The organism is Spirulina sp. CCY15215, assembly GCF_016888125.1.
Classification (GTDB): domain Bacteria; phylum Cyanobacteriota; class Cyanobacteriia; order Cyanobacteriales; family Spirulinaceae; genus CCY15215.
On the sequence record NZ_JACSWA010000366.1, the window covers coordinates 36320 to 50551 of the forward strand.

Genomic DNA, 14232 nt, shown 5'->3' on the forward strand with positions numbered 1-14232 from the left:
TGGCTAGTAAGTATAAGCACCTAATTGTTGGAAATTGCTCCAAAATGGGTGCATCCACTTATGACTCTCACGTTCATTGTGGAAATTTTGCGACCTTTCCACCATCGTTGTTATACGGAAATCTCAGAGGGCGATCGCGATCGCATCCGCAAAAATACTGATCCTGAACAATCCAGAAAAATGTGATGGATTAATATTGGCTTTCCTGTAGCTCTTTCATGTTCGCTCAACCATTCATAAGGAATATCTTCTATCACGATAACTCGTTGCAGTTTTTGTTTGATTTTGAGAATATTTTCTGAATCTTTATCAAATTTTCCTTTTAGTTGTTTTTCCCAGCGATCGCAATCATCACTTTGAATATAAGCAATCATTGCAGCTTCAGGACATTCAGAGGCATATATACCATTAATAAAGCGCTGTAATCCATCTTCTCCTGTATATTCACCAATTGGACAACTATTTTTACGCAATCGCTTTGCTTCAAAAATATACTCTAATCTTGGTTGAAAAATGCTACATTCAACAACAATATCTAATCGCCTTCGGTGTTTTCCTTTTCTGCCTTCTCCTAAAATTGGTCTTTCTTCGTCTACGAAATAGCGATCGAATTTGTTTTGATTCATGTGTAATTTCCTATCGAGAAAATATTTTTGATTCAAAGATTCATAGAAAGAATTTCAGCAATGATATCATCAGAGTCTAACAAGGCTTGGGTTTCTGTCCAATCAATGAGACGCGCTGTTTTGCAAATATGAATTTTTGAATCTTCTATAATTCGGAATCCTCTTTGTATATAAACCCATTGGCTAAATTTCTCCCGTAATTTTTGTTGAATTTCTTTGAAGAATGACTGAGAATCCGGATTAACTGGTTGTACGGTGACATCTAAACTGGTATCGCAGAAAACCAATTCAACGGTACAAATGACTAAATCTTTTGAGTAAATAATTGAGATTTTATGATGTAATTCACTTCCTTCAGCAAAGCGATCGAGTTCATAAGCTAAACGTTTACTATAAGCAAGTAAATTATCTTGAGTCGGTAAATCGGTAGCAGTACCAACAATTTTCCCTTCGTTTAAACTAAAACGAACCTTCCAAAATTCTCTAGTAATTGTTCTAATATTTGGAGAAATATTAAAAACTTCTTCTATTTTTCGATCTATCATATCTTGATTGATTTCTGCAAATCTCTCAGAATTTTCTAATTCTTCTAGTTGCAGATAAAATTTGGAGAGTTCATTCATTTGTTTATCTGTAAAATCAGGAATAGGAACTTTTTTTGTTGGTCTAACATAAATTCTATGTCTTCCAAAACCCCATGCAGGACTAATAAAAAATAGATAGTATTTGATAAGGCTTGAATTTAAGAAAATAGTAAGTGACTGTAAATATTGAGCATCACTAGGTTTTCCTGAAATCCCTACATGAGGATTAGGAATTACAAAATCTAGATCGCTGTAAGCTATGAAATTAGGATGAATAACTAAATGAGGAGCAGAAATTAGTTTTAATCCTCCCGGCCTTCTAATATAATAATTTTGTTCTGTCATTTTTTTGAGTATCTTTTTTGGCACACTATAAATAAATGATGATTTATTCATTGCCTCAATATTCAGCAATTGTTTATCTATTAATGAAGACTCTCTAACAACTTCACTTTGTTTTTCAACACTTAATTTAGAAATATCTTTCCATTCTAATCCTGATGTAATATGCCATCCTTTCTCTTCGCATAGTTCTCCTATAGTGTTAGAAAACAATCGATTCAAACGTTGTATAATTTTTTTGTCTCTATAGCTTCCCCATAACGCTAATTTCCACGGCAACATATCTCCTGTTTCAATATCATTGTGAGAAATTGCTTGAATCTCAGTTTCGTTAATCGTAATTGTCCAAGTTTTATTTTGTTGCTCTTCTTGCCAAGACTTATTAGAAATTTGATTGACCCCGAAAGGAGCATAATGAATAAGATTGGGTTTACTATAGTTTGAATCTTCTATTTTATAAACAATTGTAGCCACAGCAACTTTTGCTCGTTTATAAAATAATACTCTAGCTAGATGAGAAAAATTTGTTACTCTTCTAATTTCATGTTGTTGAAAAAAATCTTTGCGATATTTTTCAGATTCACCATTAAAAAGACTGGATGCCTGAATAAGTAAAGCGACATAACCAATTGTTTTATCCAATTTCAGCAGATCGGTAACTCTCCAAGTAAATGCTTCACAAACTCGGTTTCCTGTAACTGTTTTTTGGGAATAAGTTTTCATCCAATTTCGGATATATTCTTCTCCTTTTGTTTCTTTTTTCAGTTTTATAAAAGGAGGATTTCCGATAATCCAATCAAATTTTTTATTTCTTTTCCAAAATTTAGAGAGATCGTCAAACAAATCGCATTCAAATACTCTCTCATTATGCAATTTAGGAAACTTGAAATTTTTCTTTTTATGTAAAACTGGTGGTTCTATGTAGTCCAGCATTGTTAAAATTAAGCTGAATTCAGCAATATAACAAGCATCTCGGTTTCGTTCAACTCCATAGCAACTTTCTAAGAGAATTTCTTTTAATTGTTCAGGAGAAACTTTTTCATAAAAATTATTTTGAGCTTCTTTTTCAATTAATCGACGATATGCAAGCACGAGAAAAATTCCTGATCCACAGCAAGGATCGAGAATTTTCATACCTTTTTCTAAAGGTCTTACAGAATTCAATTCAGATATCATATAATCGGCCAATGGTTCAGGAGTATAGATTGCGCCATCCTTTTTACTTTTTCCTTGGCTGCGTAAGAACTGCTCGTATATTGACGAAAGTAATTCAATGGGAATATATTCAAACTTATATGCCTCAAAATCAAGATGAAGTTGTCCTGATTCGATGTCGTCACCTTTGAAAACAGAAGCGACTAAGCGAATTTCCTCATCAGAAGGTGCATTTTCTCCAGACAAAGGTAAAGGAAAAATATCACCTTCAAAACGCTCTTCTAGAACTTCTATAATACGTCTTAAGCCTTGTAATGTCGCATTTCGACTCAAAACACTATCGAGATTGATTTGCTTTTCCTCTAACCATATATCTGAAAGAATTCCCCGATCGCGCAAATAGCGAATATAGACATATTTACCAATCAGAGCATGAGCGATAGATAATTCTAAACCCTTGTTTGTGAGTCGCTTTCCGAGTTTTTCGAGATTGTTTAATAAATGAACATCCACTCGGCGATCGACCGTTAAATTTTTTGCTTGGACTTTCCAAATATTTCCCGAGTCAATAGATTCTGCAAACAGATAATCTACTTGTTTCTCGATCTGAGAAATTTCATTAACCGTACTAATTAATCCTTGCTCTTTCTTCTGAGCAGAATAATCAAATCCCGTATAAACTCTAATTTGATAGGGAAGAACGACAACTAAAAAGGGAACATAACCAAGATTCCATAGCTTACAATGAATTTCTCTGGCTTCTTCTTCTGTATTGGCTTCAGCAACGCAAACTACCGATCGCCGAGGTAATATCTCGTCACTGGGAGGACTTGTCCTAAAAACATAAGTTCCTTGAACTCCGGCTTTATGGGCTGCACGAAAGAGATGTTCTGTAGAGGGATGAGGATTACTACGCGGGCGATCTGTTGCAATATAATTCTCAGAACCCTCATAATTAAGGATGCCAAGCAATTCATTCAGTTGCATGATATCCTCTCCTTTACTTAATTACAACAATTCTTTTCAGACAAATATACTATGTATCTTAACGAGCTAGGAGAAAATTGTAACAAAGATTTGTATTCATACTTGACTGAATTTATTTTACGATCGCGATCGCCCCTCCAGAAAAACGATATTGAGAGGCTGAAAGATATGTTGATCAAGAGTGTTTTCAGACTTCAGATAAAACCGCAATATGAACGATCGCATCTCCTTGATTGACTAAAGGATTTTGCGTATGACCAATTACTAACCCGGTTAAATTTGCTCGAACCGAAACCGTTGTTTCTCCAAAGGCATCAAAGATTTTACCAATAACTTGACGTTTTTTAACGCGATCGCCCAGGGTAATAGATAACCGCAAAATCCCGCTACGAGAAGCACGAACCCATTTTGAGGAATGTACTTCGATGGATTCTACTACAGGGTTAATTGTAATCGGACTTAACATTTCTAACGCGGTCATGGCTCGAAAAACGCCTTCAACCCCAATACGAATTACTTCCGTATCAAAACGTAATGCTTCTCCCCCTTCGTAAAGTAGTACGGGGATGCCTTTTTTCCCCGCAGCCTCTCGCAGGGACCCATCTCGCGTATCGGAGTGCAGCATCGCTGGGGCTCCAAAAGCCCGCGCAAAACGAGCAGTTTCTTCATGCTTTAAGTTAGCACGAATTTGCGGCAAGTTCGTGCGGCTGTCGGAAGCAGTATGCAGGTCAATTCCGTGGGTACTGCGACTGACAATTTCTTCCATGAATAAATAGGCCAAACGAGAAGCCAAAGACCCTTTGGGGGAACCTGGAAAACAGCGATTCAAATCCCGGCGATCGGGAAGATAGCGAGACTGTTGTAAAAAACCGAAAATATTCACAATCGGAACAGCAATTAATGTTCCTCGTAAATTACCCGCACTTAATTGCTGCACAACTTGGCGAATAATTTCCACCCCATTCAATTCGTCCCCGTGAATGGCTGCACTCAACCACAAAGTGGGACCTTCTTCCCGACCGTGAATGACGGTAATGGGTAGAGAAAGTAATGTTTGGGTAGGAAGTCGCGCTACAGGAAGTTCCACGCGCTGGCGTTTTTTAGGGACGAATACGAAGGCGTTACGATGGGGTATATCCAACGACTTAACACTCACTTGTATGAACCAATATTGTTAATTAAATTGTTATTAATAGGGGATGCGATCGCGGCTTATACCGGAAGCGCCATTTTTGGACACAAAGTCAATGATTTTCCCAGCGACATCAATACCCGTGGCTTTTTCAATCCCTTCTAAACCTGGAGAAGAATTCACTTCCATGACTACGGGTCCGTGGTGCGATCGCAATAAATCGACCCCCGCAACCCGCAACCCCATTGCTTTAGCCGATCGCACAGCCGTACTACGTTCTTCTGGGGTTAATTTAATCGCTTCGGCGTTACCTCCTCGGTGTAAATTGGAGCGAAATTCTCCTTCTGCACCCTGTCGTTTCATGGAAGCAATCACTTTGTTTCCGACTACTAAACAGCGCAGATCCGCACCCTTGGCTTCTTTAATGAACTCTTGAACTAAAATGTTAACATCCAAGCCGCGAAAGGCTTCGATGACGGATTTTGCGGCTTGTTGGGTTTCCGCCAAAACAACCCCGATCCCTTGGGTTCCTTCTAAAAGTTTAATCACCAAGGGCGCACCGCCGACGGTTTCGATCAACCCGTCAATATCTTGGGTCGCGTGGGCGAATCCTGTTACGGGTAAACCGATCCCATCCCGCGCTAAAATCTGCAAACAGCGCAATTTATCCCGCGATCGCGAAATCGCTTGAGATTCATTGGCACTAAATACGCCCATAACTTCAAATTGACGCACTACCGCCGTTCCATAAAATGTTCTTGATGCACCAATGCGAGGAATTACAGCATCAAACTCTTCTAAAGTCGTACCGTTATAAACCACTGTGGGTTTATGAGAAGCAATATTCATATAACAGCGTAGGTAGTTCACTACCCGCATATCATGCCCCTGATTTTCCCCTGCTTCTTTCAAGCGCCTAGTAGAATATAGTTTGGCATCTTGAGATAAAATTGCAATTTTCATTGAGTTGTTTTTGTACTATTCTTCGTTAAAATCTGTTTGAATTTGTTGTTGGGGATTTTGAATGTAAGAGTTGCCTGCATCCACAAGAAAACGCTGTCTTATTGCTTCTCGTCCCAAGAGCATTCTAAACCCCATTTCGTCCCGATTGGTTAAAGTTAGCTCGATCGCCCATCGTTGCCCGCCTAATTCTACTATAGTTTGAATGACTGGGCGTAACTGCGCCGCACCGCTAGAACTGCGGACGCTGCGGCGATCGCATAAAATCGCTTCGGCAATGATAACGCGATCGCTGTCTCGTTGGTAAGGATGAACGCTAAAACGCACCATTGTTTGTCCATCTCGTTCAAATTCGGCGATCGCAAAAGCGTGCAAGGCAGACGATCGCGCCCCTGTATCAATTTTGGCTTTAATTTCGGGAATATTTAACTCAGGTAAAGCAATATATTCTCGCCAGCCGATCGGAGAAAGTGTAGTCATGTAAATTATTGATGATCGCTCCTTTTTGAGTTTAAATTACTGTTGCCTCTTGCCTCTTGCCTAGCAGATAGTGCTATAAAAAATTATTGTCCTCTTATGGTTAATTGATAGCGTCCTCGTCCTTCTTGGGCATAAGAATTGACAATAACGCGATAGACTTCATCTCGAGGTAAACGCACTTCAATTTGAGAGTTTGTATCTCCCTCAGTAAAATCGTCGTTTTCTCCTAATTTTTCGCCATTCGCGTCCACCAAAATCAAATAAGTATCAAAATCTGGGCTTTCTAATCGCAAACTTACCGATTGTCCGGCTAACCCGCGAAACCGATGTTCTTGGTATAAACTGCCATCATTCAAACGTCGCGCATTAGCACCAAGAATACCCTGTTGTTGGAGGACAAATTCAGCGCGACGAGTCGCATTAGAGCCATCCAATACTCGCGCTTGCAGATTGTAATTACCCATTTCACCGCGTTGGTAAGAATTGGCCACTAAAAAATACTTGCCGTCAAGGGGTAAAGTTGCCAAAATTTTCGCATTGCGTCCTCCCCCACTATCGTCATCCCGAGCCACGTTAGTGCCGTCAGGAGCGACTAAAATCAGAAAAGGATCGAGATTGTTACTGCTCATTTGAATCTCGATTTGCATCCCCGCCCGAGCTTCAAAGGTATAGGCATCAAAAAAACTGCGATCGGCTGACAGCAAATTATCCCCCCGATCCAAACTACCCTGGATAATTTCGCCATTGAGATTAAGATTTTGTGTCGTGAGGGTGCGATCGCGGCTAGGATTGGGATCTCGGGCAGTGCGGGAGGCGCGACCCTCATTGACAGCAGTTAAAAAAGGCTGTACCTGTTCGATGGGAATGGCAAAACCGATACCAATATTCCCCGCATTACCGCGACTGTAAATCGCCGTATTCACCCCAATTAATTCCCCCCGCGAGTTCAACAAAGGACCCCCAGAATTACCAGGATTAATGGCTGCATCGGTTTGAATTAAACCCTTTTCGGGATCGATGCGGCTGACAATTCCTGTAGTATAGGTCCCTTGAAAACCGAAAGGACTGCCGATGGCAAAGGCTTGCTGTCCAACCCGCACCGATCCCGAGGAAGCAAAAGGAATAGTTGGTAAATTGTTTGCACCGCGAATTTGCACCACAGCCAAATCTAAACCCGACTGGTCAAAACCAATCACTTCTCCCTCTAATTCACGCCCGTCGGATAAAATCACCTTAACCACAGACATCTCTTGCACCACATGGGCATTGGTCAGGATCAAGCCATCCGATCGCACGATACTCCCGCTTCCGGTGGCACCGTCTCCCTCGAGGGAAACCACTGCTGGACTTGCCTTTTCATAAACGCCAATACTGGTATTTTCATCAAAAATTTGCGCTTGTGCGGGTTGCAGAGATAGGGGGAAACCAAGACTCATCCCATTGATTCCCAGGACGGCGATCGCGCTTAAACATCCTGCTTTTATAAGGTTTTGATTATTTTTGTTCATCTGTCGATTAATTATCTTGTCCTTTTCTACATATTTTAGATTTTAGATTCTGGCAGACTGTTCCTCCAACTCCTTAAATATTGTTCTCTTCATTCCCAGACTGAATCCTCCACGCCCCTCCTCAATATCTTATGAACTTTTGTTACAAAAAGACTTATAATTATAGCGTAAAGGAAATTCTCGAATTTTCCTTACTATTTTCTAGTCCAGAAACACTATCATGTCTCTTCCCATTCGCAACCTCGCTATCATTGCCCACGTCGATCATGGTAAAACTACCCTAGTCGATGCCATGCTCAAACAATCTGGAATCTTTCGCGAAGGGGAAGAGATTCCGGACTGCGTGATGGACTCTAATACTCTAGAACGAGAACGGGGAATTACTATCCTCTCCAAAAATACCGCCGTTTACTATCAAGAAACTCTGATTAATATTGTCGATACTCCAGGTCACGCGGACTTTGGGGGAGAAGTCGAACGAGTTTTAGGTATGGTAGACGGTTGTATCCTCATTGTTGACGCGAATGAGGGTCCTATGCCCCAAACCCGTTTCGTGTTGAAAAAAGCCCTAGAAAAGGGTTTGCGTCCTATTGTCGTGGTCAATAAAATCGATCGCGATAATGTAGATCCCGATGTGGCGATCGATAAGGTCTTCGATCTCTTTGTAGAGTTGGGGGCAGATGACGATCAATGCGACTTTACCACCCTCTACGCTTCCGGTTTGCAGGGATTTGCGAAAGAAAAGGTCAATGATGAGGGAGTCGATATGAAGCCCCTCTTTGAAGCCATTCTGCACCATGTTCCCCCCCCAGCCGGCGATCCAGAAAAGCCTTTACAATTGCAAGTTACAACTCTCGATTATTCGGAATATTTGGGACGGATTGTAATCGGTCGCATTCACAACGGTACGATTTATGCAGGACAACAAGCCGCTCTCACTAAAGATGACGGAAAAATTGTTAAAGGCAAAGTTGCGAAGCTAATGGGCTTTAAGGGCTTGGCGCGGGTAGAATTAAAAGAAGCCAGTGCGGGTAATATCGTTGCCGTGTCTGGGTTTGCCGATGCTAATATCGGCGAAACGATTACTTGTCCTGATGAACCCAAAGCACTACCTCTAATTAAGGTAGACGAGCCTACTCTGCAAATGACTTTCTCGATTAATGATTCGCCTTTTGCCGGATTAGAAGGAACTTACGTGACTTCTCGACAACTGCGCGATCGCCTTTACCGAGAGTTAGAAACCAATGTCGCTTTGCGGGTCAACGAAATGGACTCCCCCGATAAGTTTCTCGTTTCGGGACGAGGAGAATTACACTTAGGGATTCTCATTGAAACCATGCGTCGGGAGGGATACGAGTTCCAAGTTTCCCAGCCGCAAGTCATTTACCGAGAAGTAAACGGCCACCCCTGCGAACCTTTTGAATACTTGGTTTTAGATGTCCCGGAAGCAGCCGTGGGAACTTCCATCGAACGATTAGGACAGCGCAAGGGAGAAATGCAGGATATGCAGGTGGGAGCAAACGGACGCACCCAGTTAGAGTTTATCATCCCTGCTCGCGGTTTAATCGGCTTTCGCGGTGAATTCCTCCGTCTCAGTCGTGGGGAAGGAATTATGAACCATAGTTTCCTTGAATATCGTCCCATGATTGGGGAGTTGGATACCCGTTACAATGGTGTTATTATTGCCTTTGAGGAAGGAACATCGACTTTCTATGCTATGAAACAAGGGGAAGATCGCGGTGTTTTCTTCATTGTTCCTGGTACGAAAGTATACAAGGGAATGATTGTGGGAGAACACAACCGACCTCAAGATTTAGATTTGAATGTCTGCAAAACCAAGCAATTGACCAACCATCGTGCCGCAACGGGGGATGAATTGGTACAATTACAAGCACCTGTGGATATGAGTCTAGAACGGGCATTAGAATACATTGCCTCGGATGAGTTGGTAGAAGTAACTCCCGAGTCTATTCGCTTGCGGAAGATGAAAACGAAGAAGTTAGCCAAGCGTTAAGTTTGAGGAATTGGCGATCGGTGATGGGTAATTATTAAGATTACTCATCACTACTTTAGATTAACTTTTAAACTGGTTTTTGGATTTCTCACTTGTTGTTTTCGGAGAAATAGATTATGTCTACAGCAGTAGCAATCTTAGAACATTATCAACTTAATTTTGAGCAACTTGACAATATTAATCGCCGAGTTGCCTATCCGTCAAAATTTCGGATTCTTGGACGCAATATTAATAAAGCAACACAAAACATTCAAGAAAACTGGTTTGACTTGTCTGAAGGCGATCGGCAAAAATTACGAGATATTGCCTATGAATTAGTTGAACCCGATCGCGACAATATTAATTTATTCGATCGCGCTTTAGCACTATTCTTGGTTATTATTATTAAAATCACAGGACAAGAAAAGGACTTAATGTACTGTGTTGAGGCATTAGATGATTTTGTCGATACAATCTTGGATGCTATTGAACGAGAAGATAGTTCCTATCAAGAGACTCTATCCGATATAGTAGAAGAAGTGAGTTCTAATCTTCAAGGTGGAGAAATCATTGATGCCAAACGACAAAGACAATGGCTTCGAGAACTATCAGATCAAGGCTTGGTAGGCTAATATATTTAATTCACCATTCCACTAAAACCGTGCATCTCTTATGGATTTATACTCACGCAGAGTACGCTAAAAGACCAAGGGATTCAGAGTTAAAGAAAGTGATTAATTCTGTTAAAGATGAGATAGATAACGCTGATAATAATTCTGAATAAGAAATTTTTTCGTAATTCTAAAAAAACACAAAAATCGAGGAAAATTATTATGACCTTTAAAATTCTCAGTTTAGACGGTGGTGGGATGCGCGGCGCACTTTCTGCCAAGATTTTACAAGCGGTAGAAAGAGAACTCTGGGAGAAGAAAAAACTAAAACTGCACGAGTATTTCGATGCGATCGCCGGAGTTTCTACTGGGTCAATTTTAGCTGCGGGTTTAGCGAAGGGAAAAACTTGTCAAGAATTATTAGAACTCTATCAACAAAATGGCGATCGCAAGCGCAGTAAGCGACTTACACAATATAATAGTAATAGTATAAGATGCGATCGCGACTATCCAAACACGAGAGTTTAATTTTTCATCTTTTTTTAAGTTTATTTTATTTTTCCAATATTGTGACCAAAGCATTAGAATTAACCGCGTCATCAACGACGATAAAACGGGAAACTGTGATGGCCTTAGTTGCTTTATTTGCTGACTTGGTGATCGTTGCTTTCCTGCCTATTTTAATCAAAATTAGCGAATCTGAAATTAGTCCGAATGCCGCAATATTTAATCGTCTCTGGATCTCAACCGTAGTTTTAGGATTGTGGAATGGACTGTCGATCTTCAAAAGGCAATGGTCAGGAAATGCTCTTTCTGTCAAACCTCTCCCAGATAAGCGTTTCCTCTTCTTACTATTACCAATGCTGATTGTATTTTCTGGAGGATATCACCTACTCTATGCTTGGTCGCTAACTCAAACCACCGTTGCCAACTCGGAAGTTCTGCACAGCCTCACCCCCATATTTATTACCTTAGCGGGATGGATATTGTTCAAGCAACAGTTTGAGAGTAGATTTTTGTTGGGAATTGCGATCGCCATTTGTGGTTCGATCGCCCTAGTTGCTAATGACTTTTCAATCACCATCGATAAATTACAAGGTGATGGACTCGCTTTTATTTCAGCTATTTTGTGGGGTTGGTATCTACTGGTTTTAGAAAAACTGCAAACTCAATTAAGTACAAATGCAATAATAACATTAAATTTTCTGCTCGAGACGGTTTTGGTATTCCCTATTCTCTTGGTGTTTGGTGACGATCTGTTTCCTCATTCTTGGCAAATATGGTTGGTTGTAGTTGCGATGGGTACTATCGGAATTTTTACTAAAATTTTGATAATCTATAGCCTCAAATACTTATCTTCAGGATTAGTAGCAACTATCTTACTGCTGCATCCCGTAGTGACTGCTATCCTCGCTTGGGGAATCTTTTCGGAGACCTTAAGTCTGCTTAACCTATTGGCATTGGTTATTGTTTTACTGGGGGTATACCTCGCGACATCTAGCAAAGCAGGCATTAAAACCGAAGAAGAATAACTAAATTTTCAGGGATGAATTTGGCGATCGCCGACTCGAAGGAGATATCCACAAATTACTTCGATCTATAATATTGTTGTCGGGTGCCGCATTTTTACAAACAGTCAATCTTTCTTGAAGGAGGGCAATTCATGCTATCTCAATTTTTGAAGCGATTCTTATCCTATGCTAGTGTCGTAGGGTTAGCTGGAGTCTGGGTTTTATCTCCTCAACTCCTCGGGCAAGCACAGCCTCAGTCTATCGGCGATCGCCATCATTCCTCAAAGGAAACACAATATTTTGTACAAGCATCCGATGTGCTTTCTATTCTGAAAGGAATTCCTCAACCCAACGGAATAAGCAATACTATTTCAGAAATCTTTAGTGCCAATGCCTATGGCCAAAAATCCCTAAATTTTGAGGCTTCTCTTAAACCCGATGATGCCGTCACCTTTTATCAAGGAAAACTCTCTGAAAATGGGTATGTTGAGCGAGAAATTAATCGAGTAACAGGAGCATGGGGATTTAATTTAGTTTTTGATATTCCCGATAGTATTAACTTAACTCCTGAAGATTCTTCTAAAAGTATTGTTCTGGTTTTACAAGGAACAATGTTGGGTGCAGATATGATTAATATTAATGTGCGCTTTGAAGAAATCTAGAGAGAGATGGAGGGAGTGGGGACGGTTTACTGATCGTAAAGAATGCGTCATAAATGGATTGATACGCTCTATGATTGCCGTGCATCGACAATAAATCATCAGGATATGACATTGCATCTACTACCGTTTTTTAAAGCGTGCAATCCCAGCAAAACCATCGATCTAGCTAATCCCTTAGAGCGTCCCTATTACATTGATTTTTCCTCAGTACGAGGAGGCAAAGTCGTCGAAACCTTAGAGCGAACCATTGTTCGCCTTTCCCCCGACGAACCGACCTGTCAATTATTTAGCGGACATATTGGCTGTGGCAAATCGACTGAGTTATTGCGTTTAAAAGCACGTTTAGAGGAACAAAACTACCATGTTGTTTACTTCGAGTCCAGTCGCGATCTGGACATGGCGGATGTCAGCATTAGCGATATCCTTATTGCTATTGCCAAATCCGTCAGCGATTCCTTGGAAAGCACCGCAGGGATTCGACTGAAAGCCCCCTACTTTACCAACTTATTTGAAGAAGTCAAAACCTTCCTGCAAACCCCAATCGAATTAGAAGCAGGAGCCGAACTTTCCTTGGGAATTGCCCGTATTACGGCGAAAACCAAAGAAAACCCCAAACTGCGCGAACAACTCAAACAGTCCCTCGAACCGCGCACGGAGAGCATTCTGCGGGCGATTAACGAAGAAGTCTTAGGGCGAGCCGATAGCGAACTTCGAGCCAGGGGTAAAAAAGGCCTCGTGGCCATCGTCGATAACCTCGATCGCATCGCCCCGCGTCAAGTTACCCCGACGCGATCGCTTCCCGAATATCTATTCATCGATCGCGGTTCCCAACTGGGACGACTCAACTGCCATCTGGTCTATACCATCCCCCTCGCCCTCATTTTTTCCAATGAGTATCAAACTCTGAAAAATCGTTTGGGGGGAGGAGTTGCCCCCATTATCTTACCCATGATTCCCGCTTGCGATCGCGACGGACGAGATAATCCCCAAGGCATGGCCTTATTGCGACAACTCTTACTCGTCCGTGCTTTTCCCAGCCTGGAACCCCCCGCGCGGCTCGATTTAATCTCAGAGGTTTTCGATAGTCCTCAAACCATCGATCGCCTGTGCCGGGTCAGTGGTGGTCACGTCCGCAACCTTCTCGGCTTACTTTATACCTGTTTGCGACAGCAAGATCCGCCCATTAGCCGAGACTGCGTAGAAACCGTGATCCAAAACTATCGCGAAGATATCCTTCTCGCCCTGGAAGACCATGAATGGGATTTAATTCTGCAAGTGGTCAGAGAGCAAAAAGTGCGCGGTGAGCAGGAATATCAACTGCTTTTGCGGAGTATGTTTGTCTTTGAGTACCAAGACCCCCAAGGACGTTGGTTTGGCATTAACCCCGCTCTCGCTGAAAGCCAACGCTTTCAACAAAAGTGGCAAGGGTTTTCCGCTTGAAGGCAAAGCACTGAGCCTGCATAAAGATATCGTCTTTGCTCCTAATGGCGATCGGGTGTAGGGTATAAAAGACAAGAATCTGGGTATGGGGCGATCGGGTGACTCTGCCCTCAATTCCTTAACTCCTTCGCTAAAATATCGTCAGTCGAAGCTAACTTTACCCCGAAAGGGAGGCTCGAAAGAGCAAAACCGCTATGCGTACAGGGTTGTTTAATTAGATACAGTAATTGTCCTGTTAAAA

Annotated in this window: 12 protein-coding genes; 6 read left to right on the top strand and 6 right to left on the bottom strand. The window is 41.5% G+C overall.

The features are described from left to right. Window positions 1-110: 110 nt before the first annotated feature. The 6 genes from JUI58_RS10215 to JUI58_RS10240 form a co-directional block, all read right to left on the bottom strand. Window positions 111-626, bottom strand: coding sequence for a hypothetical protein (locus JUI58_RS10215; RefSeq protein ID WP_204103680.1), 516 nt, complete (start codon window positions 624-626; stop codon window positions 111-113). A gap of 32 nt (window positions 627-658) precedes the next feature. Then, window positions 659-3694: an N-6 DNA methylase gene (locus JUI58_RS10220; RefSeq protein ID WP_204103681.1), complete on the bottom strand. Its 3036-nt coding sequence runs from the start codon at window positions 3692-3694 to the stop codon at window positions 659-661. A 187-nt stretch (window positions 3695-3881) separates the two neighbouring features. Next, window positions 3882-4829 carry a succinylglutamate desuccinylase/aspartoacylase family protein gene (locus JUI58_RS10225; RefSeq protein WP_348539873.1) on the bottom strand — a complete coding sequence of 316 codons (948 nt, stop codon included), beginning with the start codon at window positions 4827-4829 and terminating at the stop codon, window positions 3882-3884. 54 nt (window positions 4830-4883) lie between these two features. Then, window positions 4884-5789 (bottom strand): 30S ribosomal protein S6--L-glutamate ligase, encoded by a 906-nt coding sequence (gene rimK, locus JUI58_RS10230; RefSeq protein ID WP_204103682.1) that lies wholly within the window; start codon window positions 5787-5789, stop codon window positions 4884-4886. 15 nt (window positions 5790-5804) lie between these two features. Continuing rightward, window positions 5805-6266: an ATP-dependent zinc protease gene (locus JUI58_RS10235; RefSeq protein WP_204103683.1), complete on the bottom strand. Its 462-nt coding sequence runs from the start codon at window positions 6264-6266 to the stop codon at window positions 5805-5807. A gap of 83 nt (window positions 6267-6349) precedes the next feature. Beyond that, a complete protein-coding gene (locus JUI58_RS10240; RefSeq protein WP_239121379.1) occupies window positions 6350-7774 on the bottom strand; it encodes a trypsin-like peptidase domain-containing protein in 1425 nt (474 codons plus the stop codon). Window positions 7775-7994: 220 nt separating this feature from the next. Here JUI58_RS10240 and typA point away from each other — a divergent pair, with 220 nt between their 5' ends. From typA to JUI58_RS10270, 6 genes are all read left to right on the top strand, one after another. Beyond that, window positions 7995-9788, top strand: a complete 1794-nt coding sequence (typA, locus tag JUI58_RS10245) for a translational GTPase TypA (protein WP_204103684.1) — start codon at window positions 7995-7997, stop codon at window positions 9786-9788. Between the two features lie 116 nt (window positions 9789-9904). Beyond that, a complete protein-coding gene (locus JUI58_RS10250; protein ID WP_204103685.1) occupies window positions 9905-10399 on the top strand; it encodes a hypothetical protein in 495 nt (164 codons plus the stop codon). A gap of 201 nt (window positions 10400-10600) precedes the next feature. Beyond that, the gene (locus JUI58_RS10255; protein ID WP_204103686.1) at window positions 10601-10906 is read left to right on the top strand and encodes a patatin-like phospholipase family protein; all 306 of its coding nucleotides are present in this window, start codon (window positions 10601-10603) and stop codon (window positions 10904-10906) included. A gap of 41 nt (window positions 10907-10947) precedes the next feature. Beyond that, window positions 10948-11910: a DMT family transporter gene (locus tag JUI58_RS10260; RefSeq protein ID WP_204103687.1), complete on the top strand. Its 963-nt coding sequence runs from the start codon at window positions 10948-10950 to the stop codon at window positions 11908-11910. Window positions 11911-12041: 131 nt separating this feature from the next. Continuing rightward, a complete protein-coding gene (locus tag JUI58_RS10265) occupies window positions 12042-12551 on the top strand; it encodes a hypothetical protein (RefSeq protein ID WP_204103688.1) in 510 nt (169 codons plus the stop codon). A 105-nt stretch (window positions 12552-12656) separates the two neighbouring features. Then, a complete protein-coding gene (locus JUI58_RS10270) occupies window positions 12657-13991 on the top strand; it encodes a P-loop NTPase fold protein (RefSeq protein WP_239121380.1) in 1335 nt (444 codons plus the stop codon). The last annotated feature ends 241 nt before the right edge of the window (window positions 13992-14232 follow it).